The 25,531-nt window shown below is 66.6% G+C and carries 22 protein-coding genes; 6 read left to right on the top strand and 16 right to left on the bottom strand.

What is annotated here, in order from left to right:
* Nucleotides 1–215 (bottom strand): hypothetical protein (locus AC3A4T_RS03050; protein ID WP_487674043.1); only part of this gene is annotated, 215 nt, incomplete at its 3' end.
* A 268-nt stretch (nucleotides 216–483) separates the two neighbouring features.
* On the opposite strand from AC3A4T_RS03050, the gene AC3A4T_RS03055 reads away from it, so the two are divergent.
* Nucleotides 484–2,127 (top strand): pectate lyase family protein, encoded by a 1,644-nt coding sequence (locus AC3A4T_RS03055; protein WP_487674044.1) that lies wholly within the window; start codon nucleotides 484–486, stop codon nucleotides 2,125–2,127.
* Nucleotides 2,128–2,698: 571 nt separating this feature from the next.
* Here AC3A4T_RS03055 and AC3A4T_RS03060 read toward each other — a convergent pair.
* The 7 genes from AC3A4T_RS03060 to AC3A4T_RS03090 all read right to left on the bottom strand — a co-directional run bounded on the left by AC3A4T_RS03060 (nucleotide 2,699) and on the right by AC3A4T_RS03090 (nucleotide 9,972).
* Entirely contained in the window at nucleotides 2,699–3,994 is a 1,296-nt protein-coding gene (locus AC3A4T_RS03060) for a sensor histidine kinase (RefSeq protein ID WP_487674045.1), read from the bottom strand.
* Nucleotides 3,995–4,011: 17 nt separating this feature from the next.
* Nucleotides 4,012–4,686, bottom strand: coding sequence for a response regulator transcription factor (locus tag AC3A4T_RS03065; RefSeq protein ID WP_487674447.1), 675 nt, complete (start codon nucleotides 4,684–4,686; stop codon nucleotides 4,012–4,014).
* Between the two features lie 18 nt (nucleotides 4,687–4,704).
* Nucleotides 4,705–5,820, bottom strand: coding sequence for a DJ-1/PfpI family protein (locus AC3A4T_RS03070; RefSeq protein ID WP_487674046.1), 1,116 nt, complete (start codon nucleotides 5,818–5,820; stop codon nucleotides 4,705–4,707).
* 91 nt (nucleotides 5,821–5,911) lie between these two features.
* Nucleotides 5,912–6,646, bottom strand: coding sequence for a 2OG-Fe dioxygenase family protein (locus AC3A4T_RS03075; protein WP_487674047.1), 735 nt, complete (start codon nucleotides 6,644–6,646; stop codon nucleotides 5,912–5,914).
* A gap of 95 nt (nucleotides 6,647–6,741) precedes the next feature.
* A complete protein-coding gene (locus tag AC3A4T_RS03080; RefSeq protein ID WP_487674048.1) occupies nucleotides 6,742–7,203 on the bottom strand; it encodes an MAPEG family protein in 462 nt (153 codons plus the stop codon).
* Between the two features lie 137 nt (nucleotides 7,204–7,340).
* The gene (locus AC3A4T_RS03085) at nucleotides 7,341–9,119 is read right to left on the bottom strand and encodes a M28 family metallopeptidase (RefSeq protein ID WP_487674049.1); all 1,779 of its coding nucleotides are present in this window, start codon (nucleotides 9,117–9,119) and stop codon (nucleotides 7,341–7,343) included.
* A gap of 187 nt (nucleotides 9,120–9,306) precedes the next feature.
* A complete protein-coding gene (locus AC3A4T_RS03090; protein WP_487674050.1) occupies nucleotides 9,307–9,972 on the bottom strand; it encodes a DUF4097 family beta strand repeat-containing protein in 666 nt (221 codons plus the stop codon).
* A 241-nt stretch (nucleotides 9,973–10,213) separates the two neighbouring features.
* On the opposite strand from AC3A4T_RS03090, the gene gpmI reads away from it, so the two are divergent.
* From gpmI to AC3A4T_RS03110, 4 genes are all read left to right on the top strand, one after another.
* Nucleotides 10,214–11,749 (top strand): 2,3-bisphosphoglycerate-independent phosphoglycerate mutase, encoded by a 1,536-nt coding sequence (gene gpmI / locus AC3A4T_RS03095; protein ID WP_487674051.1) that lies wholly within the window; start codon nucleotides 10,214–10,216, stop codon nucleotides 11,747–11,749.
* A complete protein-coding gene (locus tag AC3A4T_RS03100; protein WP_487674052.1) occupies nucleotides 11,749–13,017 on the top strand; it encodes a murein hydrolase activator EnvC family protein in 1,269 nt (422 codons plus the stop codon). Before gpmI ends, AC3A4T_RS03100 begins: the two co-directional genes overlap by 1 nt.
* Before the next feature lie 340 nt (nucleotides 13,018–13,357).
* Nucleotides 13,358–14,890, top strand: a complete 1,533-nt coding sequence (locus tag AC3A4T_RS03105; protein WP_487674053.1) for a S41 family peptidase — start codon at nucleotides 13,358–13,360, stop codon at nucleotides 14,888–14,890.
* Between the two features lie 491 nt (nucleotides 14,891–15,381).
* Nucleotides 15,382–15,606, top strand: coding sequence for a hypothetical protein (locus tag AC3A4T_RS03110; RefSeq protein WP_487674054.1), 225 nt, complete (start codon nucleotides 15,382–15,384; stop codon nucleotides 15,604–15,606).
* 213 nt (nucleotides 15,607–15,819) lie between these two features.
* Here the strand turns inward: AC3A4T_RS03110 and AC3A4T_RS03115 are convergent, their stop codons facing one another.
* The 3 genes from AC3A4T_RS03115 to AC3A4T_RS03125 form a co-directional block, all read right to left on the bottom strand.
* On the bottom strand, nucleotides 15,820–16,458 hold the full coding sequence (locus AC3A4T_RS03115) for a hypothetical protein (RefSeq protein WP_487674055.1): 639 nt from the start codon (nucleotides 16,456–16,458) through the stop codon (nucleotides 15,820–15,822).
* 41 nt (nucleotides 16,459–16,499) lie between these two features.
* On the bottom strand, nucleotides 16,500–16,817 hold the full coding sequence (locus AC3A4T_RS03120; protein WP_036112538.1) for a DUF1820 family protein: 318 nt from the start codon (nucleotides 16,815–16,817) through the stop codon (nucleotides 16,500–16,502).
* 139 nt (nucleotides 16,818–16,956) lie between these two features.
* Nucleotides 16,957–17,652: a rhomboid family intramembrane serine protease gene (locus AC3A4T_RS03125; RefSeq protein WP_036112535.1), complete on the bottom strand. Its 696-nt coding sequence runs from the start codon at nucleotides 17,650–17,652 to the stop codon at nucleotides 16,957–16,959.
* A 265-nt stretch (nucleotides 17,653–17,917) separates the two neighbouring features.
* Between AC3A4T_RS03125 and AC3A4T_RS03130 the strand changes: the two genes are divergently transcribed.
* Nucleotides 17,918–19,285: an OmpP1/FadL family transporter gene (locus tag AC3A4T_RS03130; RefSeq protein WP_487674056.1), complete on the top strand. Its 1,368-nt coding sequence runs from the start codon at nucleotides 17,918–17,920 to the stop codon at nucleotides 19,283–19,285.
* 88 nt (nucleotides 19,286–19,373) lie between these two features.
* Here the strand turns inward: AC3A4T_RS03130 and AC3A4T_RS03135 are convergent, their stop codons facing one another.
* From AC3A4T_RS03135 to AC3A4T_RS03155, 5 genes are all read right to left on the bottom strand, one after another.
* On the bottom strand, nucleotides 19,374–20,441 hold the full coding sequence (locus AC3A4T_RS03135) for a class I SAM-dependent methyltransferase (RefSeq protein ID WP_487674057.1): 1,068 nt from the start codon (nucleotides 20,439–20,441) through the stop codon (nucleotides 19,374–19,376).
* A gap of 76 nt (nucleotides 20,442–20,517) precedes the next feature.
* Entirely contained in the window at nucleotides 20,518–21,975 is a 1,458-nt protein-coding gene (locus tag AC3A4T_RS03140; RefSeq protein ID WP_487674058.1) for a class-II fumarase/aspartase family protein, read from the bottom strand.
* 58 nt (nucleotides 21,976–22,033) lie between these two features.
* Complete coding sequence (gene purB / locus AC3A4T_RS03145) at nucleotides 22,034–23,404, bottom strand: adenylosuccinate lyase (protein WP_487674059.1); 1,371 nt, start codon at nucleotides 23,402–23,404, stop codon at nucleotides 22,034–22,036.
* Nucleotides 23,405–23,445: 41 nt separating this feature from the next.
* Nucleotides 23,446–24,435 carry an HOASN domain-containing protein gene (locus tag AC3A4T_RS03150; RefSeq protein ID WP_487674060.1) on the bottom strand — a complete coding sequence of 330 codons (990 nt, stop codon included), beginning with the start codon at nucleotides 24,433–24,435 and terminating at the stop codon, nucleotides 23,446–23,448.
* A 35-nt stretch (nucleotides 24,436–24,470) separates the two neighbouring features.
* Nucleotides 24,471–25,490: an HOASN domain-containing protein gene (locus tag AC3A4T_RS03155; RefSeq protein ID WP_487674061.1), complete on the bottom strand. Its 1,020-nt coding sequence runs from the start codon at nucleotides 25,488–25,490 to the stop codon at nucleotides 24,471–24,473.
* Between the last annotated feature and the right edge of the window lie 41 nt (nucleotides 25,491–25,531).

A 25,531-nucleotide genomic window follows, 5' to 3' on the forward strand; every position in this document is an offset into this window, starting at 1 on the left:
GCCATGCAAGAGTAGGTCATCGCCAGGGGCTTTACCCTAAAACGCCGCAACCTTCTGGTTGCGGCGTTTTTCTTTGCGCGGAATAAAGTCACGCCAGGCCCTTGGTTCGACCACGAGTTAATCCGCTGATAATTGATCGCAGCGGCTGGTTTGATAATCAATGCCGCAGCGAATGCCCCTGTAGGAGCGGCGTCCGATTGATTTCCTTGGGTCACGAGCCGCGACCGCGCCAGTATGGTGGCCCCATAGTCCCACCTTGGTGGCGAATCGGGACTTACAGCTTCTGAAGGCCTTGCCGATACCGGCGGTTTCTGGTTTACGGCGTATGTGCGGTGGCGCGGTCGCGGCCTGCGCCGCTCCTACAGGGAGCTAGCGCCGCTGCGTATCAACTGTGCACCGGCGTGGATAATCGATGACTGCGCCCTTACGACCGTCATTCCTCGCCACAGCTTCTGCAGGCGTAGTGACGCGATCGCGTTGCCCGTGGCGCAGCGCCTGCGATCCGTGGCTGTCAGCATCAACGTGCAGGCATCCATTGCGCCCAATCCGACCGGATCCAAAGGAACCCACATGCAAAGACGCCAATTCATGGGTGTGCCGCTCGCGCTGACGGCCGCGGCGGCCACCGCCGGAATTTCTTCCATGGCGCAAGCGGCCCCGCTGCCTACAGACGAATTCATTACGTTCGAGGACTATGGCGCGGTCGGCGATGGCATGGCCGACGATACCGCGGCGATCCAGGCCGCCATCAACGACAATCCGGGGCGCGACGTCTGGGCGACGCGGCGCAACTATCGGCTCACGGCCGCGCTGCGGATCCTGAGCGGCATAAGCTTGCGTGCGGCGCAGGGCGGGGTGCAGTTGCTGATGGACGTCGCCGATCGCGATCACATCGTGATCGGGAACGGCACCGAGAGCGGCATGCTCGCCAGCCTGAACACCCTGATCGACGGGTTTACCTTCGTGCCCGGTCCAAATGCAGCCGCTTCGACCACCGGTTCGTGCATCTTCCTCAACTTCGCGGCCTACTTCGACATCCGCAATTGCGATTTCTACGGGCGCTACGGAAATCAGTCACGCCTGTTCCGCGGCATGACCCTGTTCCGTGCTTCCGATGGCTTCATTCGTCATTGCCGTGTGCGGTATTTCCGTGAGGACGGTCTTCATACCGGCGGCTCGCCGCATGCCGCGAGTCCAAATCCGTATCGAACGGTCGATGTACGGATGGAGTCGCTGCGGATCTATTCCTGCGGTGGGCACCAGGTGCATTTCGGTGCTCATACCGGCGGCATGTTCGTCAACGATCTGATCGTGATGCAGGCCAGCCAGTTGCCGGCGTTCCATATCGATTCCGATCCGGTGACCGAGGACGGTACCAATTTCTTCATCGTCAACGTCAATATCGAAGGCGGCAATAACGGCGGTAGCGCCATCGTCGTCAACAAGGGACAAAGCGTGCAGATCGTCGGCGGTTGGATCGGCGGCATTGTCGGCAATGGCGCGGCGGTCGAATTGGGCGTCGGTGCAAGCTCGTGCGAAATTAACGGGCTCAAGGCCGATTTTTGCGGTTTAGTCGTCAACGGCCCGGCCAATTCGATCAAGAACTGCGAGCTTTCCGGCGACTTGAGCAGCAACGTCAACGGCATCGTGATCGGTCCGAACGCCAGCGATACCCTGATCGTGGGCTGCCGTATTCGCCAATTCACCGGCTCGGCGATCCGCATCAACAAGCAGCCCGGCGGCCCGGCGCGTTGCTCGATCAGCGGCCTGGTGCTGAAGGATGCGCCGGCCACCGCCTACATCGATGGCGCCGATTACCGCGAGGGCCCGGTGGTGGAGGCGGTGCGCAGCGATGCGGCGACGTATCTGACCGCGTCCGCGCAAATTCAACTCAACTACGGTGCCGAGTTCTACCAGGTCACTGGCGGCATCGCGATACAGGACATCGTGCCGCGCAATCCCGGTCGCCGGGTAACCATCCAGGCCGGCATGGGTGGCTTGAACTTCACCGGTAACGGCGTGCTGCAGCTCAAGGGCGGCGCAGCGAGCGTGGCGGTGACGGCGTATCGCACGATCGAGTTCGTGACCGACGGTGTGAGCTGGTTCGAATCAGGCGGCAGCCGCTGAGCGTTGCTGCTCGCGTCGACCACGTCGGTGCAGTCGCGATGCTCTGCTGAATTTGGCGGGAGTCGCCATCGATGTAATTCGTCATTCACCGACTTTGGTCGGATGCAGCGAGAGCGCAGCGCGGTTGTCCCCGTCCTTGGTCGCGCATCGCGACGCGCACGGCCCGGCGATTGATCCCGGGCCGGCCGATCCGAGATCGCCAGTAAAGGTCCAGATGAAGTTCACAACCGTCGGCAAGGTTCAGCACCAAGTCCGATTCCGCGATCTATTTCGCGCTTGCCTCGAGTGTGAGTTACGCGGTCGCGGCTTATGACCGAAGGAAATCCAATAGGACGCCGCTCCGACAGGGGATGTCGAGCCTGGCTATTGACTGTGGTTGCGATGGTGGTCGCGCGGGTGGCGACTAACCGATATACAGGCGCCAACCTCTGGCAATGGACGCAGAACATCGCGGACTGTCAGCCGTTTTTCGACTGATCGCTGCCGCGATAATTTCGGTTCGTAACGGCCGGCGAGTTACCGCACGGATCGTGCAAACGATCGCGAACACCGCGCAGCAGTCGTTCGCATCTCAAGCGACGCGATCACCCCGCGGCGCCAGACCGAGTTCAACCCGCGTGTCTGCATCCTCGGCCTGGATCCGCAAGTCGATCCGATAGCGTTCGCACAGTCGGCGCACGATCGCCAGGCCGAGTCCGAGGCCGGCGCTGCCTTCGCGGCGCTGAAACGGTCGGTGCAGGGTCGCGAGCAAGTCCGGTTCGATCGCGTGCCCGCTGTTGACGATGTTGAAGCTTGCGCGGTCCTGGCTTGCCGCATGTTCGATCCAGATACGCACCACGCCCGCTTCGGTGTGCGCGAACGCGTTGCCGATCAGATTCGATAGCAGGATGTGCAGTACCGGTTCGGGCAATACGCTGCGGGTGTCGGGCGGTACCTGGATGTCGAGCTCGATTGGTTTTCCTTCCAGCAACACCGCCTGATCCAGGATGACCCGCTCCAGCAGCGGCAGCACGGCAACGGGATCGCCCGCTTGCGCCGACTCTTGCGATTCGCGCGCCAGACTCAACAGGGTGGCGACGGTCTGCTCGAGTTGCGATGCCGATTGGCGCAGATGCATCAAGTGCTGGCGTCCGGCCGGCGACAGGCCGGGCTCGTCGAGCAGGCGCTCGCTGGTGCTGGCGATCACCGCGAGCGGTGTGCGCAGTTCATGGCTGGCGTCGCGGGTGAATTCCTGTTCGCGTTCGATGAAAGTGCGGATGCGTTCGATCAGTTCGGCGACGCCTTGCGCGACCATGCCGACTTCGTCGTCGGCGCGTTCGGGCAGCGGCAGCACGGGCAAACGCTGCGGGGTAATCGAGCCGACTTGCGCGGCCAGTCGCGCCAGCGGGGCCGCGGTCCGTCGCGCCAGCCAGTAAGCGATCAACAGCGCCAATGCGAACACCGCGACCGCCGACCAGGCCAGCAATTGCAGGATGCGGTCGCGCATCGGCCGCACCACCAACTGCTGGCTGACTTCGGCGACCAGCCATGCGTTCGCGGCCGGCGTGGGGGCCTGCAGGGTTTTGAGATGGTAGTGGCGCCCGTCGCGACCCGCGTATTCATGACGCCAGGGTTCTTCTTGATAAGGCGAGCGCAAGTCGTCGGGGAATTGCGCCACGTCGGTATACACCTTCATGTACGGACTGCGCGGCGTTTCCCAGCGGCCGTGCTGCTGTCGCGCGCGCGCCAGGGCGGCGGCTTCCTGTCGCAACGCGGCGTCGAAGAAGGCGTCTTCGGTCGCATACATGAACACCACCGCGTACAGGCCGAACACGCCGGCGACCAGCACGGCGAATCCGCCGAACGCGATCATCAAGCGGTTGCGCATGCGCCGCCGCGGCCGCTTCATGGACGTTCGCGCAGCTTGAAACCGACGCCATGCACGGTGTGCAGCATCGGCCAGGCGAAGGGTTTGTCGAGCGCTTGCCGCAACAGATACAGATGCGAACGCAACGGATCCGACGGCGGCGCTTCATCGCCCCACAAGCGTTGCATGAGTTCGCTGCGGGTGAGAGTGCGAGGCCAGGCTTCGGCAAGAATCAGCAGAATACGGTAGGCGGTCTGATGCAATTCGAGCGGCGTGCCGTCGCGTTGCGCGCTGTTGCCGCGGCGATCGATGCTGAGCGGGCCGATCCGCAGCAGATGCTGTTCGCCGCCGCGATGGCGCTGCGACAGCGCCAGGCAGCGGGCGAGCAGTTCCTCGCCCGCAAACGGCTTGACCAGGTAATCGTCGGCGCCGGCCTCGAAGCCCTTGAGCTTGTCGGCGAGGGTGTCGCGAGCGGTCAGCATCAGCACCGGGATGCGACGGTCGGCCTGCTCGCGCAACTGCGTGCATACGCGCAGGCCGTCCAGGCCGGGGAGGTTGAGGTCCAGCACCAATACGTCGGGTGGATCGTCCAGCGCCAGGCGCAAGCCGGTGCGGCCGTCGGCGGCGAAGTCGACCTGATGGCCGTGCGACTCGAACATCGCCGCCATCGCCGCGCGCAGCGGCAGATGATCTTCGACCACGAGTATGCGCAGACGCTCCACCATCGCGGCTCAGGTTCCGATGCGTTGCAACAGTTGTTTAGCTTCGGCCATGTCGGGGTGGCTTTCCAGTACTTCGCCGGTCAGCGCACGCGCTTGCTCGCGATCGCCCAAGCGCAGGTGCGCCTCGGCCATGCCCAGCCGAAGTTGCGGCTCGGGCATGTACGGCGCGGCCAGTTGCATGATCGCCAGCGCGTCGCGGGTGGCCGCCGGGTCCTGGGTGGACTGCGATTGGTAGTAGCCGAGCAGGCCGATCAGTTGCACGTGATAGTGCTCGCGATTCTCGGCCAAAGCCTGGCGCACGGCGGCGGATTCGCCGTTCAACGCACGCTCCACCAGGGCCATGGTGCGTTCGTCGCGCCAGGCCGTGCGCGCCTTGGGCTGGCGGCCGAGCGCGCCGACGATGGCTTCGGCGACGGCGGGCGTCGAGTACGGGTTCTGCCCGGTGATCAGACGGCCGTCGACGACCAGCTTGGGCATCATCAACGCGGCCTCGTGCCATTGCGCCCCACGCGCCTTGAGCGCGTCTTCGAGCTGGAAGCGGTACTGCTTCGCCCAGCGCTTGCCGAACACGGCCTCCTCTTCGTTGCTGAAACCGGTCATGCGCTTGCCGTCGACCAGCCATGCGCCGTTGCCGAGACGCACGTCGACCAGCGCGGCGGGTCCGTGACAGACCGCCGCGACCACGCCGCCGCGTTCGTAGATGTCCGCCACCACGCGCTGCAAGGCCGGGTCGGTGGGTAGATCGAACATCGCGCCTTTGCCGCCGACCACGTAGACCGCGGCATAGTCGGCGGCTTTGAGATCGCCGGTCTTGCGCGTGGCCGCGAGTTGTCCGGTCGCGTCGGTATCGGCGAGCAGGCGCGCGTTGAACGCTTCGCTGGCGTCGTACTTGTCGGCTTCGACGCGGCCGCCGTTCGGGCTGGCGACGTCGACGGCATAGCCGTTGTCGCGGAAGATCAAATACGCCTGGGCGAATTCGTCCATTTCGAAGCCGGGCCGGGTCTTGCCCTGGTCGCGGCCTTCGCCGCTGACCACGATCAGGATCTTGTCGGCGGCCATCGAAGGCAGGGCGGCTAGCAGCAACGACAAGGCGAGGACGGTGCGGCGAATACGGTGCGCGGTCATGGAGGCGATCTCGGCAAGAGGGAGCCTCAGTCTCGGCAGGGGCTGTGAATCAAACTTCAAACACCGCGCGGCCGCGCCGACCCGCGCGCGCTCAAGCCGTCTTGCGGAACGTCACCACCAGCACATCGCGATGCGCTTCGCGTTGCGGGTCCTGCGGCGTCACCGCGGTGACGCCATGGAATACGCGCGCATCGTCGACCAGCGCGGCGTCGAGCGGCGCGGTCAGGGTGAAACTGCCCAGTTCGGTGCCGTCGGCGGTGTGGATGGTGGTGGTGCCGCTGAGGATGTTGTGGCGGTCGATCAACAGCACCAGCACGTAGTCGACACCGTCGCGATGCACGCCCTCGGGTGTGGGCTGACCGTCTTCGTCGCTGCGCGCTTCGATGCGGAACTGGTGCAGCTCGATATGCCAGGCCTGCGTATCCGGCGCGAGCGTGGAAAAGAAATCGCGGCAGAACCCGAGCACCGTGGTGAGGCTGGCGCCGCCGCCGATGTCGTCGCGCACCGGTTCGAACCAGCGTTCGATGTCGCCTTGCAGGGTGTTGTAGTCGAGGCTCTGGTAATGCGGCTGATGCGGTTGGCGCTCGATCGCGCCGTCGCGGCCGGCGCGGAACACCGCATGCCGGCGGCGGCGATGGCGACCGATGCTGGCCAGGTACTGATCGGGCGCCAGGTCGTTCCAGCTGTCGGCGAAGGCCGGCCAATCCTGCAGCGAACCGTGCTGCAGCAGATGCTCGCGCATGTGCTCACCGCCGACGAAGCAGAAGCCGTCGCCGCGCAGGGATTGCGCGAAGTTTTCGTGATCGGTGCGCGGGGCGGGGGACATTCGCGACTCTTCGGGACAGCGGGATGCGGCGGGGGGACGTGGCGAACGCGAGCCGCGTTCGCAAAGGATGGATGCGAACGACTTGCGCGCAAGCCTCAGCTGGGCAAACCGGCCTGCGAGGAGCCGTCGAGCAGACGCAGCACCACCTGCGCGCTGGCGTCTTCGGACGCCGCGAGCGCGGCCAGGACCAGCAAGGCCAGCACGCAGCCGAAGCCCAGCACCCAGGCCAAGCTGCGCAGCCGCGGCTGGCGCGCCACATAGAACACGCCGTGCAGTACACGGAAGACGATGAAGGCCATCGCCAGGCCGACGACCCAGTCGGTGGCCACGCCGGTCATCTGCGCGCCGATCACGCCCGCCGCGAACGGGGCGAAGGCTTCGAACGCGTTGAGGTGGGCGGCGTAGGCGGCATGGCATCGCGGGTTGTCCTGGCGGGTCTGCCAGCCGCGCGGGTCGCGGTTGTCGTAGCGCTTGCCGCTGGCCTTGGCGACGGCCACCCACAGGTACGGCAACAACGCGGCGATCAGCACGCACCAGTAGGCGATGGAGATGGACATGCGTGTTCCTTCTGGCATACCGCAAGCCGCGGCTGCTAAAGCCTAGCGGAAAAAACCACGGCGCCCTTGGGCGCCGTGGTCGGATCGCTGTGCGGCAAGGGCCGGCCCACCGGACCGGCCCCGCGCGCGGGCTCGGCTCACTTCGCCGGCGGCGCCATCAGCGTGTCGTGCGCGGCGCGGAACGCGTTGCCCTCGTACCAGTTCGGCCACTGCTCGTTGCCGGCCAGGATCTTGCCCACGCCGTACAGCGCGTCCAGGTCCTGGACCACGCCGTCGAGCTTCCAGGCCGCGTCGAATTCGTCGGACGGCTTGTGGTAGCGGTTCTGGCTGTAATCGACCTGGGCCTTCTGCCCGGCTTCGACGCCGCCGTCGATCAGGTCGTTGCCGCCCTTGGCGTACAGCGCGGGCACGCCGGCCTTGGCGAAGTTGAAATGATCGGAGCGGAAGTAGAAGCCGTCCTGCGGGGTGGCTTCGGCATGCAGCACGCGCTGCTGGCCGTCGGCGACGGTCTTGAGGATGTCCTCGAGCTCGGAGCTGCCGTAACCGACCACGGTCATGTCGCGGGCCTTGCCGATGATCGGCATCGCGTCGAGGTTGATCACCGCGACGGTCTTGTTCAGCGGCACGGTCGGATGGGCGACGTAGTACTTCGAACCCAGCAGGCCCGATTCCTCCAGCGTCACCGCCAGGAACAGCAGCGAACGATCCGGCGGCGGGATCTGCTTGCTGAAGGCTTCGGCGATTTCCAGGATGCCGGCCACGCCGGATGCGTTATCGATCGCGCCGTTGTAGATCGTGTCCGGACCGGTGGTCTTGGCGTCGGCGCCATGGCCTTCGTGGCCGCCTTCGCCGGTGTGGTTGCCCAGGTGATCCCAGTGCGCCATGTAGACGATGGCTTCGTCCGGACGCTTGGCGCCGTCCAGGCGCGCGACCACGTTGCGCGAGGACTTCTGGCTGATCTTGCTCTTGAGATCCACCGAGGCCTTGGCCTGCAGCGCGATCGCCTTGAAGCCGCGCTTGCCGGCGGCCTGATACAACTGATCGAGGTTCTGGCCCAGATCGCCGAGCAACTTGCGCGCGACGTCGTTGCTGATCCAGCCCTGCACCGGCAGGCGCGGTTCCGGATCGTCCTTGGCCGGCAGGTCGAACTGCGCGCCCGACCACGAATTCTTGACCACGTCCCAGCCGTACGATGCGCCGGCGGTGTCGTGGATGATCAACGCGGCCTTCGCGCCCTGACGCGCGGCCTCTTCGAACTTGTAGGTCCAGCGGCCGTAATAGGTCATCCGCTTGCCTTCGAACAAGGTCGCGTCCTGGCCGTGGAAGCCCGGGTCGTTGACGAACATCACCACCGTCTTGCCCTTGACGTCGACGCCGGCGTAATCGTTCCACTGCTGCTCGGGCGCGTTGACGCCGTAGCCCACGAACACCAGCTCGCTGCCGTCGACCTTCATTTCCGGCTGGCCGGTGCGGGTGCCGACGACCATGTCGGTGCCGAACTTCAATTCGCGCGGCTGGCCCTTGACCTCGAGCGTGAGCGAAGTGGTTTCGTCGGCGGTGGTCTCGACCATCGGCACGGTCTGGAAATAGCTGTCGCCGTTGCCGGGCTTGAGCCCCATGCGCTGGAACTGGGCCTGCAGGTACTGGACGGTTTTTTCCTCGCCGGCGCTGCCGGGCGCGCGGCCTTCGAACTCGTCGGAGGCCAGGACCTTGACGTGCTGGGCGAAGTCGGCGGCGTTGATCGCGCCGTCGAAGCCGTGCTCGCCGGCGGGCTGGGCCGGGGCCGGCGTGGCGGCGCTCGCGCCGGTGTCGGGTTTGGACGCTGTCTTGTCGCAGGCCGACAGGACCAGGGCGGCGGCCACCAGCGAGGTGGCGGTGAGCAGCGGGGTGGTTCGGGACAGATGCTTCGGCAACAAGGTCGAGACCTCCAGGAGCGGCGCGAGGCCGGGGGTGGGGGAGGTCCATTCTAGGTGCTGCGGTTTCGCGGTGTTGTCCCGATCCGTTCGCTCGCCGAGCGGTCGGCGCGGTGCGAACGCCCCGCCCGGATCGCCATGGCCGGGGCCGTGGCGACTCGGACGGGGCGCGGGCGCGGCCTTTTCGGCGTTACTCCGCCGGCGGGGTCGCGGTGTTGAACGCGATCGCGGTGGCGCCGCGGATCGGGCCGGTCTTGGCGGTGCTGTGCACGTACAGCTTCACTTCGCGCTCGAACACCAGGGCGCCGTCGACGCGCGCGTTCGGTCCGATGATCACGCGCGGGTCGCGCTGCTTGAGCAACTTGATGCCGTTGGGCTTGGTGTAGCGAATGCCGCCGCTGACGTGCGAATCCACGCCGACGGTGAGGTCGCCGTTGACCGTCTCGATGCCGCCGGTGACGTCGGTGTCGACCAGGCCGATCGCGCCGTTGACGGTTTCCAGGTCGCCGCGCACGGTGCCGCCGCGATCGACGAAGATGCTGCCGTTGACGGTTTCGATGCCGCCGTTCGCGGTCAGGTTGGTGCCGGCGCGGATGCTGCCGTTGACCGTTTCCAGGCCGCCGGTCTGGCTGCTGTTGCCGACGTGGATGCTGCCGTTGACCGTCTCGGCCTTGCCGACGCGGGCGCTGTCGCCGATCCGGATGCTGCCGTTGACGGTATCCAGGTCGCCCTGGCGCTGGCTGGCTTCGACGGTGATGCTGCCGTTGACCTTGCTGATGCCGTCGTCGGCGAACGCCAGCGGCGAGGACAGGGCGATCAGGACCGACAGGCTGAGGGTGAGGCGGGTGCGCGTCATGGCGTGTTCCGTTGTCTTGGTGGGCAAGGTCTGTGATGCGGCGAGCGCGCGATCGGTTTAAGGCGAATGCGCATTTCGTGATGTCGGCGGGTGCGCGACGTGCCGGGTCAAGCACTATCAAGCACTTGCGGACACCGCTGCGAACCCGTCGCCGCGTTCCCCGGGGCTTCATCGTCCGCTTCGCTACAATCGCAGAATCCGCCTGCGGCGGCCCCTGCCCCTGGTCATAGGAATCCCCCACGTGTCAGCGAATGCCCGACCCAAGCCCGTAGTGCTGTTGATCCTGGACGGTTGGGGCCATCGCGACGACCCCGCCGACAACGCCCTGGCCCAGGCCACCTTGCCGAACTGGCATGCGCTGCTGGCCTCGCAGGCCCACACCCTGATCCACACCGAAGGCCGCCACGTCGGCCTGCCGGACGGGCAGATGGGCAATTCCGAGGTCGGCCACATGAACCTCGGCGCCGGCCGCATCGTCTATCAGGACCTGACCCGGATCGACGCGGCGATCGAGGACGGCAGCTTCTACGCCAATGAAGAACTGCGCGCGGCCTGCGCGGCGGCGAAGTCGTCGAACGGCACCTTGCACGTCATGGGCCTGCTCTCGCCCGGCGGCGTTCACAGCCATGAGAAGCACATCTTCGCGATGCTCGAACTCGCCCAGCGCGAAGGCGTGGCGCGGGTCGCGGTGCATGCGTTCCTCGACGGCCGCGACATGCCGCCCAAGTCGGCCGCGCCGAGCCTGCAACGCCTTCAAGACGTGTGCGATCGCCTCGGCAACGCGCATATCGCCTCGATCAGCGGCCGCTACTACGCGATGGACCGCGACAAGCGCTGGGATCGTCAGTTGCGCGCCTGGAACGCGATGGTCGAAGCCGACAGCCCGGAGCACGCGCCGAGCGCATTGGCCGGGCTCGAAGCGGCGTATGCGCGCGGCGAAACCGACGAATTCGTCGCCCCGACCGTGATCGACGGCGCCACCGCGATGGCCGACGGCGACGCGGTGGTGTTCATGAATTTCCGCGCCGATCGCGCGCGCCAGTTGAGCGCGGCGTTCGTCGATCCCGACTTCGACGGTTACGAAGCGCGCCGGCCGAAGCTCTCGCGTTTCGTGTGTCTGACCGAATACGACGCGCGCCTGCCGGCGCCGGTCGCGTTCGGCCCCGACGATCTGCACAACACCCTGGGCGAATTGCTGGCCGCCCACGGCCTGACCCAGTTGCGCATCGCCGAGACCGAGAAATACGCCCACGTCACCTTCTTTTTCAGCGGCGGACGCGAAGATCCTTACCCGGGCGAAAGCCGCATCCTGGTGCCGAGCCCGAAGGTCGCGACCTACGACCTGCAGCCGGAGATGAGCTGCCCGGAAGTCACCGCCAAACTGATCGAAGCGATCAAGTCCGGCGCGATCGATGTCGCGATCTGCAACATCGCCAACCCCGACATGGTCGGCCACACCGGCGATCTGCAGGCCGCGATCCTGGCCGCGCAGGCGGTCGACAAGGCGATCGGCCCGATCGCCGCCGCGGTGCAGGAGGTCGGCGGCGCGCTGCTGATCACCGCCGATCACGGCAATCTGGAAATGATGCGCGACCCGAGCACCGGCCAACCGCACACCGCGCACACCGTCGGCCCGGTGCCGCTGGTCTATGTCGGCCCGCGCAAGGCCACGCTGCGCAGCGGCGGCGCCTTGCGCGATGTCGCGCCGACCATCCTCGACCTGCTCGGTATCGCCCAGCCGGCCGAGATGACCGGCACGAGCCTGCTGGAGCGCTGATGGCGAGCGCGCGCGCGTGGTGGCTGGCCAGTGTGACGGCATGCTCGCTGGCGATGAGCCTGGGCGCCCACGCGGCCGCGCAGAGCAACAGCCGCGACGCCGAGCGCAAGCTCGAGAAGATCAAGACCGAACTCAAGTCGGTCGCGGCCGAACGGCGCAAGCTGGAGGGCCAGCGCGGCGACGCCTCGCAGCAACTGCGCCAGGCCGACGAACAGGTCGGCCATTCCAACCGCGCCCTGCGCGACACCGAAACCCGGCTCGCGCGCGAGCAGGCCGCATTGAAGGATCTGCAGAGCAAGCGCGACGCGCTCAACGCGAGCCTGGGTTCCAAGCGCGATGAGTTGTCCAGGCTGGTGCGCGCCGCGTATGCGCAAGGCAACGACGCGCCGCTGAAACTGCTGCTGTCGCAGGACAAGGTCGCCGACAGCAGCCGCATCCTGACCTATCACGGCTATGTGCAGCGCGATCGCGCGCGCCGCATCGCCGAACTGAGCGCGCAGCTGCGCGAACTCGATGCGCTCGAGCGTCAGATCGTCGAGCGCCGCGCCAGCCTCGACAGCACCCGCAAGCAACAGCGCAACCAACTCGGCCAACTCGAAAAAGACCGCAAGACCCGCGCCGCGCTGGTCGCCCAGATCAACGAGAAATACCAGGACCGCAGCACCCGCGAACGCGAACTCGGCCGCGATGCGAAGGGCCTGGAGCAATTGCTGACCAAGCTGCGCGCCGCCGCCGCGCGCGCCGAGGCGCAACGTCGCGCCGCCGCCAAGGCCAAGGCCGAACGCGAGGCCCGCGAAGCGCGCGCCGCCGCCGCCGCAGCCAAGGCGCAAGGCAAGCCCGCGCCGGTGCGCAAACCGCCGGTGCAGGTCGCCCGCGCGCCCGCGCCGCAGGTCGGCGGCCTGGGGTGGCCGGTGTCGGGCGCCTTGCTGGCCGGCTTCGGCGGCACCATGCCCGACGGCCGCAGCAGCGAAGGCCTGCTGATCGGCGCGCCGGCCGGCGCCACGGTCAAGGCGGTCGCCGACGGCACCGTGGTGTATTCGGAATGGATGACCGGCTACGGCCTGCTGCTGATCGTCGATCACGGCAACGGCTACATGAGTCTGTACGCGAACAACGACGCCCTGCTCAAGGACGCCGGCGCGACGGTCAAGAAAGGCGACGCGGTCGCCACCGTCGGCAGTTCCGGCGGCCACGGCCGGCCGGCGCTGTATTTCGAACTGCGTCGCGGCGGCCAGCCGGTCAATCCGAATACCTGGTTGCGGCGTTGAGGCAGGGCGCCGCGGCGGTAAACGGCTGATCCAGTTCGAAGCGTGCCGATCGTGTCGTAGCGGGAGGTCTGTGTGGAAGTCTGTGTGGGAGGGGCTTCAGCCCCGACGCCTTTCGCTCGGATCGCCGGACACCTGCCTTGTCTGAGCCGAAAGCGTCGGGGCTGAAGCCCCGCCCACACAGACCTCGTAGCGCGCGCAGGAGTCCAAATCCGCAACCCGCCGACGATTTAACAAAAGCTTGCAAGCGCGCGGCTTAACGTGCGCAGATAATCGATCGAACCCGGATCGCCTCGCGCGGTCCTATCGCTACCTGATTCGTACCCGTTCCGGAGCGCCGTGCATGTCCCTGCGTCACCCCCTGCGTAGTCTGCTACCGCTCGCCCTGGCGCTGGGCGCCGCTCCGCTGGCGCTCGCGCAGCAGGCGCCGACCACGCCGCCGCCGGTCGCGCCTCAGTCCGCGCCCCAACCCGCGCCTTCGACGGCACCGGCCACCCCGCCGACCGACAAGAAACCGACCGACACCAAACCAGCCGACACCAAGTCGGGCACTTCGCCAGCCGACACCGATCCAGCCGACACCGACACTCCGCCGCAGCCGGCCCCGCCCGCGCGCGCCGCCAAGGCCAAGCCCGGCAAGGACGGCGACGGCGTCGACTCCAAGGTGCCGATCGAGGAAATCCGCCGCTATGTGGCGGTCTACAACGCGGTCAAGCAGGCGTACGTGGAACCGGTCGACGACGCCAAGCTCATGCACGCGGCGATCCGCGGCCTGCTGCTCGATCTCGATCCGCACAGCGTGTACCTCGACAAGGTCGCGGCCGAAGACTTCGACGAACAATCGCGCGGCAACTACGACGGCATCGGCGTGGAACTGCAGCGCCAGCCCGACGGCACCTTGAAGGTCATCTCCCCGATCGACGACACACCGGCGACGCGCGCCGGGATCAAGGCCGGCGACCTGATCATCGCCATCGACGGCAAGCCGTTCAAAGTGGACGAGGGCGACAGTTCCAGCACCCTGCGCGGCGCGCCCGGCAGCAAGGTGGTGTTGACCATCGTGCGCGCAGGCCGCGACAAACCCTTCGACCTGACCGTCGCGCGCGAAACCATCCGCGTCACCAGCGTCAAGAGCCGCATGCTCGAACCGGGCTACGCCTATCTGCGCATCAGCGCGTTCCAGGCCGACACCGCTGCGGATTTCGAAACCCAGCTGGAAAAGTTGAAGACCCAGTCCGGCGGCAAGCTGCGCGGCCTGGTCATGGACTTGCGCAGCAATCCCGGCGGTCTGCTGACCTCGGCGGTGCAGATCGCCGACGACCTGCTCGACAGCGGCAAGATCGTCAGCACCCGCGGCCGCATCGCGATCAGCGACGCGCAATTCAGCGCGACCCCGGGCGATCGTCTCGACGGCGCGCCGCTGGTGGTGCTGGTCGACGCCGGTTCGGCCAGCGCCTCGGAAGTGCTGGCCGGCGCCTTGCGCGACAACGGCCGCGCGCGCGTGGTCGGCAGCCGCACCTTCGGCAAGGGCTCGGTGCAGACCGTGCTGCCGCTCGACAACGGCGATTCGGTCAAGCTCACCACCGCGCGTTACTACACGCCCAGCGGCAAATCGATCCAGGCGTTGGGCATCGTGCCCGACGTGGTGCTGCGCGCGCCGAAAGCGCCCGATGCCGACGGCCGCCCGAGCTACACCGAAGCGACTTTGCCCGGGCATCTGCACGGCGACGAAGAGGACACGCCCGGCACCAACGCCGGCGAAGTGCTCGAAGGCGACGGCCCGATCGCTTCGGCGCTGGCCGAACTGAAGAAACCCGCGGGCGCGAAAACGCCGGCGACGGTCAGCAAGGCGGCGACGCCCGCGGCCAAGCGCTGAGCCTGCAGCGAGGCGGCAACCAAACGCCCGGCACGAGCCGGGCGTTTTCGTGAGGGACTTGAATCCCGACGCTGTTTTTCGGATCGCGGCGATCCGGCACAAAGCCGATCGCGCGCCTGATCGACGCGCACCGCGCGATCGCCTGCGCCGACGCTCGCCTCGCGCAGGGGCGGGGCCTCATGATCCCGTGGTGAGTCTTCGCCGGATCTGCAACGAGAGATTTTCGGGCGCGTTCCGAACGGTCGGCGCTATCGGCGACCAATCGCAGACGATGCGCGGCCATCCGCAGCGCTGGCTGGAAATGTCCTGCGGGGCCACGCCTGGCCGATGGCAAGAATGAAGGCGCGCCGCATCCTGCCCGGCGCGAACGGTGTTCATGCCGATCCCCGTGGGGCGAGTGCGTTTGCGAACGGTCGAGCGATGTCCACTCCTGGCGCCGAAGCAGCCGCAGTGCTGGGCGCATGCGTGCAGGGCCGCTGAGGAGCTTCGCCATGCTGATCGGTCTGGTCTCGTTTGCCGTGGGAATTGCGGCGATCGCGATTCCCCACAACTTTCCCGCCTTGAGTGGGTGGTACTTGCCGGCGGCGGCGCTGTCGATCAACACGGTGCTCTTCGTCGTCGATTTGAACACGTATCGATACCGAAACTTCGCCCGTGCCCGCTCCATGCCGGGCTGGGGACTGGCGCTCATCGCCCTTATCAATGCGCTATCTTGAACACGACACCCATCCCGGTTCGTCCACAGCCATGCGGACGGCGGACCCGCGCCGACATGCCGACGGTGACGGCGGATTCGATGGATCAAGCCCGTAGCGAGGGCGCGTCGGGCTGAAGACCCAACGCGAGCCCGGGCGTCAGCGCGGCTTGGCCGGCAGCGGTAACGGCGTCACCAGGCGCTCGCCCGAGGCCGCGTCAATGCGCGGCGCGGTTCAGTCGATCGGCAAGAAGAACGCGCGTATCAGCCGGTAATGCTCATCATCGGGATCGTCGCGAAAACGCCGATGATCGCGATAGCTCAGATGCTGGCCGGACAAGCTGCGCCGCGCCATTACCTCGCGCGCGGCGGCTTCGAAGTCTTCATCGTCGTGCCGATGCCAGAACCGCACCTCCTGCTGCGCGAACTCGATGTCCAGCGCGATCCGGAACGGCAGGTCGCGGCCGAATTCCTCATCCCAGTTCGCCTCAGCCAGACCGTGCCACTCCAGCGCGAAGCGGTGGCCGCGACGCGCGCCCAAATGCAGTTGCGAACGCGGCAGCGCCAGGTGCGAGCACAGGTACAAGGTCGGCAGGCTGTCGCCTTCGTCGTCGTCTTCCAGATCGAAGCGGTAACCGCTGTTTTCGAGCTTGCGCCAGTCGTCGATCCGCAGCGGCATCGCCTCGTCGTAGAAATGCGGGCTCAGGTCCTGACTGAATTCGCCGTCGCCGAAGCGCGTCGCCACGCCGCGCACGTCGATCGACCAGCAGACTTCGCCGCTGGCATCGTCGTACAGCCAGCCCTGCACCTGCGCGCGTTCGACCGCGAAGCGCCGGTCCTTGAGTTCGATCGTATCGACCGTGGTGCCGGTCATCGCGTGCTGCTCCGCGTCTCGCCGGTCCCCAGTCTAGTCAATCAGCGCGGCTTGGCCGGAAACGGAAACGGAGTGACGACTTTCTCGCCGGTGGCCGCGTCGCGGATCGCCGACTGGCCTTTGCGCTCGACTTCCTCGATCCGCACGATGCTCTGCATCGGCAGATGCAACACCTTGGTGTTGCCGAACTCGTCGCGCAGGCGTTCCTCGGTCGGATCGACCACCAAGCCTTCATGCACGTCGAACACCAGGTCGCTGACCTCGGTGAACCCCCACAGCGACCCCGAGCCGATCTTGCGCGCGTACAACTCGTAGATCTTGCCGGCGTTGAGGAAGGTGACTTTGTAGAGGGTAGGCATTGGGGCCGGGAATGGGGAATGGGGAGTCGGGAATCGTAAAAGCGGCAATGACGCGATCTGAAAACAGCGTGTGGGCTTGCGGTGCCAACTCAAGAGCGTCGGGGCGGCTCTTACGATTCCCGACTCCCCATTCCCGACCTCAATACCCGCGCTTGCGCCGTAACCGCCGCGCGATGCCGGCGCGGGCGATCAGGGCGAACGCGCCGCCGAACGCGAAGCCGGCCAGGTGCGCCGACCACGCCACCGCGCCGAAGGCCGGGCCGATGAAGGTGAAGACCACCTGCAACGCCGCCCACACGCCGATCAGCAGCGGCGCAGGCACTTTGACGAATTGCAGGAACAGGCCCAGCGGCACCACCACGCCGAGCTTGGCGCTCGGGAACAGCGCCAGGTAGGCGCCGATCAGCGCCGACACCGCGCCGCTGGCGCCGATGATCAAGCGGTCCGGGGTGCCGATCGCGATCACCGCGGCCAGGTTGGCGACCGCGCCGCCGAACAGGAACAGCGCCAACAGCCGCCACGGCCCCATCGCGCGCTCGGCCGGCAGTCCGAAGATCAGCAGGAACACCAGATTGCCGAGCAGATGGGCCCAGTCGGCATGCAGAAACAGCGCGCTGAACAGGCGCAGCAGGCTGCCGTCGCGCACCGCGTCCCACCACGCCAGCGGGCTGGACAGGCCGCCCGACAAGGCGCCCCACTCGAGCATCAGCCGGCGCTGCTCCGGGTCCGGCAGCACCACCGCCGAGACGATGAAGCACAGCCACAGCAAGGCGAACAGCAGCGGAGTGGCCCAGCGCAGCCGGGTTCGTTCGCGTGTGGGGATGGTGACGAACACGCGCTCAGCTCCGCCAGCCGGGGCTGCCGACAGTTACCCCATTAAGGCACGAAAGACAGGTAAGTGGTTGCGTGGCTTGGCTTTGCGACATCGGTACGGACGGCTTTGCGGTCTTGGGCGTATTGTTAGCGTTCGGTTAATAGCCGCGCTATAGTGCATACGGCGTCGTACGTCGGGAGGGGTTTCCGGCGGCATGGAGCTCGCACCAGCGGGTCCGCGCACACGGCCGAGAAAGACTAAAAATACTCCAACGGAGACTACACGCATGCAACCCTCACACCGTTACACCCGCCTGACCGCGATCGCGCTCGGCATCGCTGGCGTCATCAGCTTCGGTTCGGCCGGCGCTTCCGGTTTCCAGATTCGCGAGAACAGCGTCAAGAACCAGGGCCGTGCCTTCGCCGGCAGCGCCGTTGCCAAGGACGACGCGGCGGTCGTGTCGAACAATCCGGCGGCGATGGTCAACCTGGACAGCACCACCGTCCGCACCGACGTCACCGTGATCGACCTGACCGCGAAGTTCCGCGGCGGCGGCACCTCGGCGGCGGGCACCCCGCTCACCGGCGGCAACGGCGGCGACCCCGGCGATGCGCAGCCCGTGCCGGCGCTGGCCATCGTCGTGCCGCTGTCGGGCGCATTCGACAAGGTCACCCTCGGCGCCAGCGTCAGCGCGCCGTTCGGCCTGAAGACCGAATACGACCGCAACTGGGTCGGCCGTTACAACGCTATCGAATCCGACGTCAAGACCATCGACCTGACCCTGTCGGCCGCGGTGGCTCTGACTGATCGTTTCTCGGTCGGTTTCGGCGTCATTTACGAGCGCGCCGAAGTCACCCTGACCAGCGCCGTCGATCTGGGTTCGCGTATCTGCGCGGGCAACCCGGCCTGCCGTTCGCCGGCTTCGCCGTTCGGTCCGCAGCGCAACGACGGCCTCGTCGACGTGACCGGCGACGACAACGGTCTGGGCTGGCTGGTCGGCTTCCAGTTCAAGCCGACCGACAAGCTGTCGATCGGTTACTCGCACCGCTCCGAAATCGACCACGACATCTCCGGCACGGTCGACTTCACCGTCCCCGCCGCTGTCGCGGGCGCCGCGGCCGGCAACCCCGGCCTGGCTGCGTTGATTGCCGACGGTCCTGGCGGCGCCAAGCTGACCACGCCGAGTGTGGACACCCTGAGCGTCTCCTACGCGTTCAGCGACAACTTCCGCATGATGGCCGACGTCCAGGCCACCGACTGGCATTCGTTGCGCGAAGTCGACATCCGTCGTCACAACGCCCTCAACACCCAGGTCGGCTTCGAAGACTTCGAATGGGAAGACACGATGATGTACGCACTCGGCGCCGAGTTCGACCTCAACGATGCCTTCACCCTGCGCGCTGGCGTGGCGCACGACGAAACCCCGACCAACGACCGCACGCGCACCCCGCGTCTGCCCGACAACGACCGCATGCTGTACTCGGTGGGCCTGACCTGGAACGCCAGCGAGCATCTGAGCGTCGACGCCGCCTACACCCGCATCGAGATCGACAGCCCCAAGATCGATGTGATGTCGAACAGCGGTTCGCGTCTGGTCGGCAAGTACTCCGGCCACGCCGATCTGTTCGGTATCGCCGCTCAGTACAAGTTCTGATCCAACGGCGTATCGCTGCACGAAAAACCCCGCCTCGGCGGGGTTTTTTTTTGCCCGCGACCAGCCGAGCGACGGCTGGCGCCGCGGCTCAGGGCCGCAGTTCGAACAACGCCGGCAGCGGCGGCCGATCGGACGGTACCTTGCGCACCCGGCTGAAACCGGCCTTGGCGGCCATGTCGCGCGCGCGGGTTTCGCCCATGAAGGCGCCGAGCCCGGCGCCGCCGTGCGACAACGAACAGGTCATGCAGTACAGCGTGCTCTGCGGGTACATCACCCGGCCGAACAGATTCATGTTTTCGTGCAGTTCCTCGGACAGGTTGAGCTCGACCATGAGGTAAGTCCCGTCGTCGGCGGTCGAGGTGCGCAGGTCCTTCATCATCTGCTGCGGATCGGCCGCGTCGTGGATCACCACGAAGGTGGTCACGAAGTCGAACTTCTTGCCCAGCAGCGCATCGGAATCGGCGACTTCGAAACGCACCCGATCGCCGAGTCCGGCCGCATGCGCGTTCGCGCGCGCGCGTTCGATCGAGGGCAGATGGAAATCGCAGCCCAGGATGCTGGCGTTCGGAAAGGCCTGGGCCATGGTGATCGCGGCCAATCCGCTGCCGCAGCCGAAATCGAGCACGCTGCCGCCGGCTTCGAGCTTTTCCTTGACCCCGCTCAGCGACGGGATCCAATGCTGGACGAGGAAATGCTTGTACCAGGGCATGGTCATGCGCTCCATGCCTTGCCAGGTTTCGACCGGATAGGATTCTTCCGGCGCGCCGCCGCCGTGGCGGAACGCCTCGATGATGCGCGGCGCCATCGACACGAACGGAACGCTCAGCTGGATGATGCCGCCGGCGAAGTAGGGCGAGTCCTCGTCGGCCAGCACCGGCACGAATTCGTCGGGCAGGCGATAGCGCTTGCTGTGGCGGTCGTAGCTCACGTAATCGCCGGTCGCCATGCTGCCCAGCCACTCGCGCAGATAGCGCGCGTTGAGGCCGGTGTGATCGGTGAGTTCCTCCAGCGTCACCGCGCCGGTCTGGGCCAGGGCCTTGAACAGGCCCAACTGGTCGCCGATATAGAGCATGGCGCCGCGCAGCGTGTTGCCGTAATCCTCCATGATGCGCGCGGAAAACTGCTGGACCTTGGCCGGATCGGCTTCGATGCTCACTGACATTCCTTTCTCCCGATGAGTTATGCGGCGGCGTGTGTTCGCGCGGATCATTCGCGCTGGTGAATCCAATGCTTCAGAAACGACGGTTGCCGACCTGGGTCAGCACGTCGTCGACGATGGTCTCGGCCATTCCCAGATGCGCCCTGGGTTCGAACAGGCGCGCGAGCTTTCCCTCGTCGACGGCGGCGAGCACCCGCGGATCGCATTCGACCGCCTCGCGGATCGACACCCGGTCGCGCTGGCAGGCCTGGGTGAGTTCGAAGATGATTTCGTAGGCGCTGCTTTTGCCGAGCGTCTTGGCCATCTCGAACACGAACGCTTCCATGCAGATCGCGTCGCCGTAGGCGTGCGCGTTGCGATCCATCGCCGCGTCGTTGACCGTGAGCCGGCCGACCGTGTCGCTGAGCAAGGCCAGCGCGGTCAGCGCGTAGTGGGAGACATCGGCGACCGCGCACCATTCCAGGCGGGTGCCGCGGTAGTCGCGTTCGTGCTCCAGGATCATCGCGTCCAATGCGAGAACGACCTGCGCCTTGGCCAGGCGGGCCATCACCACGACCTGCTCGCAGCCTTCCGGATTGCGCTTGTGCGGCATCGTGCTGCTGCCGATCTGCTGCTCCGACCAGCCGACTTCGACCTCGGCGATCTCCCAGCGGTTCAAGGTGCGGATCTCGTCGGCCACCCGCGCCAGCGACGCGGTCATCATCGCCAGCGCGCTGACGAATTCGGCGACGCGGTCGCGCGCCACATGCCAGCCGGCATGCGGCACGCCGAGGCACAGCCGGCGCGCGAAAACGTTCAGCAGCGCCATGGCGTCGGGGCCGAACGCGGCCATCGTGCCGACTCCGCCGAACAACTGCACCACGAGCACGCGCTGGCGCGCCTGGTCGAGGCGATCGCGATGACGCAACAACTCGTCGATCCAGCCGGCCACTTTCAAGCCGAAGGTCGTGGGCAAGGCCGGTATCGAATGGGTTCTGGCGACCATCAGCGAGCCGCGGTGCGCGTTCGCCAGCGCCGCGAGCTGCGCGATCAAGCCATCGAGCGCGACGTCGACGCTGTCGAGCACGTCGCGCATCTCCAGCGATTGCGCGGTGTCCTGGATGTCCTGAGTGGTCGCGCCGTAGTGAACATACTCGCGCGCGCTTGGACTGCAGTTGTCCTGCAACGCGCGCAGCAGCGGCATCAACGAGTGCCCGGTCTTGCTCACGCCGTCGGCGATCTGGTCCAGATTCATCGCCGACAATTTCGCCGAGCGCTGGATTTCCAGCGCGGCCTGCAGCGGGATCATGTGAACTTCCGCCTGCGCCATCGCCAGCACCGATTCGACGTCGAGCCAGCGCTGCAGCCGACATCGGCCGCAGAAGATCGCCCGGCTCGCGGAACCGGCGTAGCCGCCGCCATGCACCTTCGAATCCAGAATATGGCTGTGTTCGTGCCGGCAATCGTCGACCACCGCCGGCTCGCTCACCGAGCAGCCGCGGCGCGCGGCGAACGCGGGATGCGGCGTCACTTTCAAGGTCTGTGGTTCCATCGCATACCCTCCATCCAAGAATGGGCTGACTGGAAACTCGTTTGATGATGTCGCCCGCTCAGGATCGGCCGCGCGGATGGCCGGTCGCGTCGCGCGCGACCCGGTCGACCATCTCCACGGCCAGCCCCGCATAGGTGACCGGATCGAGCAGATCTTCGAGCGCCTGCGGCGTGAAGCTGCCGCGCAGGCGCTCGTCCTTGAGCAAGGCGTCGCGGAACGGAACATCGCGCCGCCGCGCCTCCATCGATATTTCATGCACCAGTTCGTGCGCGGTCTGCTTGCCGAATCGACCGCCGAGCGCGAGCATCACGCGCTCGGACAGAATCAACCCGCCGAGCAGGTCGAGGTTGTCGCGCATGCGCTGTTCGCGCACGTCCAGGCCCGCCGCCAACATCTCGTCCATGCGCGCGAGCAATGCGCCGGTGTAGACGAACAGCTCGGGCAGGGCGGCCCATTCGATCCGCCAGGCCGTGCCGTCGCGCTCGTGCAGATGAAACGCGGCATCGGTGAGCGCGACCATCTGTGCCCGGATCAGCCGCGACAACGCGCTGATCAGATCGGCCGTCGAAGGATTCTGCTTGTGCGGCATGGTGCTGCTGCCGATCTTGCCGGGAGCGGTTCCTTCGCGGACCTCGTCGACTTCGGTCCGCTGCAGGTGGTAAATCTCGTTGGCGATCCGCCCCATGGTGACCGCGCACTGGACCAGCAATCCGCCCACCTCCAGGATCCGATCGCGCACCGAATGCCAACTGGTGCGCGGCGCATCGAGCCCGAGGCTGGCCAAGGTGCGCTGCTGGATCTCGAACCCCTGCGCGCCGAACGAGGCCATGGTGCCGACCGCGCCGGTGAGGTTGCCCACCATCACCCGCGCACGCGCTTCGTCGAATCGCTGCAGATGCCGATCGATCTCGTCGACCCAGACCGCGACCTTGTAACCGAAGGTGGTGGGCAACGCGTGCTGGCCGTGGGTGCGCGCGACCATCGGCGTGCGCCGGTGCTTGCGCGCTAGCGCGAGCAGTTGGGTCTGGATCGAACGCAGCCGCGCCAGCACGAGTTCCCAGGCTTCGGCGACCTGCAGCATCAGACCGGTGTCGAGGATGTCCTGGGTGGTCACGCCGTAGTGAACGTACTCGCCCCATCCGTCCTGGCAGCGCTCGGCCAGCGCCCAGATCGTCGGAATCAGGATGTGCCCGGTTTCGCGGCTCTCGCGGCCGAGCCGCTCGAGATCGAACAACTCCACATGGGTGCGGCGCGCGATCTCCTGCGCCGCCTCATGCGGGATCAGGCCCATCTGCGCCTGCGTCGACGCGAGCGCGCGCTCGACATCGAGCCATTTCTGCAGCTGATTGCAATCGCAGAAGATCGCGGCGAACTCCGGATCGGAGTAGACGCCGCCATGGATGCGCGATTCGCTGACGTGGCTCGGCATGCTGGCTGATCCGGTGGTTTGGCTGGCGGGCGGAAGGACGGTCACTGCACGCTGCGCATTTCGTCCCAGACCGCGTCGTAGTACGCCCGCTCGACCCGGAAGTGCTGCGCCAGCGACGTCAGGAACGATTTCTGGAACGCCGGGTCGGCGATGCGCCGCGAGATCAGCTGCCACTCGCGCTTGGCGCGCGGCGGCACCAGGCTGACGTGGATCTTGTAGTACTCGGCGGCGTCTTCGCTGAGGCCGGCCTGGAGCAGCGCGTTGTAGAGCTTCTCGTGATTGCCCGGCACGACGATTTCGGTGATGTAGAACACCGCCAGGCCCCAGCCCACGTCCGGGTTGCGGAAGCTGCGCACGCGATTGTTCAAGTACGCGATTTCCTCGGGCATCGTGCTGACGGCCTGGAAGTCCGCGTCCAGATCGACTGCATCGAGCAACTTGGCCAGCAGCCGCGGGTGCGAGCGCACTTCGTCGTCTTCGCCCAGTTCTCCGTGCAGGTAGCGGCCGAGCGCCGCCGCGTCGTCCACATCGACCAGGTTCACCAGCAGGTCCGCGGCCTCGCGGTACAGGCGGAAGGTGCGGAACCACTGCCGGTGCAGAAACACCCGAAGCTGCGCGGGCGAGGCGGAGCCTTCGAAGATGTACTGCGACATCGGGTGCTTCTCGCGCGAGCGCGACGACACCTCTTGTTCTATCCGCGCCAGGAATTCGGCTTCCGACAAGGCGGTGGGCACCACCGCGACGGGAATGAAACGTTCCTCCACCCGATACGCCCAGTTGCACAGCCAGCGGCGCGCGAGCGCGGTGGCGGTGTCGTCGCTGAGCGACAGGATGTACAGCAGCTTCTGGTACTCGGCATGGCTGTCGCTGTTGCCGTTGAGCGCGGTTTCGGCGAGTTCGGACAAGGTCTTGGCCGCGGCTTCCAGATGGGCGAACGAGGCCTTGGGTTCCAGCGCGCGGGCGAGAATGCGCGCGCGGTTGGTCTGAAGGGCTTCGAGTTGCGGCAGGGAGTGATTGCGAGTGTTCGACATGCGCGCTCCTTGGCAGGCACGGTGAGGAATCGGGCTTAGTGGATGTGCTGTCCCTGCATTTGTCGCCACAACATGTCGAAATAGGCCCGATTGATGTCGAAGTGACGCGTCAGCGATTGCATGAAGGTGCGTTGGAACGATTCGCTGTGGGCGAACTTGGCGATGAGTTCCCACATCTCCTCGGTGTCGATCTCGTCCTGGGTTCCGTGCAGGCGATGGAATTCGCTCGGGCCGTCGGGAACGCCCATGCGCTGCAGCAGTTCGTAGATCCGCAGGTGGTTGACGCAGCTGACCGATTCGACCGCGTACACCAGCGACAACCCCCAGGCCACGTCGGTGTGGCGAACGCAGCGGATGCGGTTGTTGAGGTAGGCCTTTTCCAGCGGATCGAGCGCGGCGAAGTCGACCCGCAGCGGAATGTCGAAATACGCCATCAGCCGCGCCAGCAAGGTCGGATGCGCGCGGTCGGGCGTCTGCGCGCCGGCTTCGCCGTAGAGGTTGCGATAGAAAACGGACGCGTCGTGGATGGCCTCGAACCGGAACGCGAGTTCGGCCAGCAGGCTGTAGAAGTTGTACGAGCGGTTCCAGTGATGCTGCAGGAACAGGCGCACGTCGCGCAGCGGCGGCGTGCCCTGGAACAGGTGCAGCGACATTGGGTGTTTGACCCGCGTGCGCGAGGCGATTTCGGCATCGACCCGGGCGCGGAACTGATCCACCGGCAGGAACTGGAAGTCCGCGAGCGCCGGTGCGAACCGGTCTTCGACCTGATAGATCTGGCTCGCCAGCCAGCGCCGGGTCGGCTCGGTGCGCGGCTCGCCGGGAACGTGCAGGTCGAGCAGGATGGACTGGTACTGCGCATACGCGGCCGCGTCGCCCTCGAGTCCCTTCTGGGTGAGCGCGAGTAAGGCGTCGGCCGCGAGCGCGGTCCGCGAACTGGCCGCGCCGGGCTTCAGCGCTTCGGCCAGCAGGATCGATGCGTCGGCCGGCGCCGGTGTGGCGTGGCCGGAAGGAAGGTGTGCGTGCTGCGTATCGCGAAACGTGCTGGTCTCGTTCATGAGTGTCCCCGTTTGCTGGCGAATGGCCGCTGGCTGTGAAT

It is taken from the genome of Lysobacter sp. Soil_N_51, assembly GCF_057655755.1.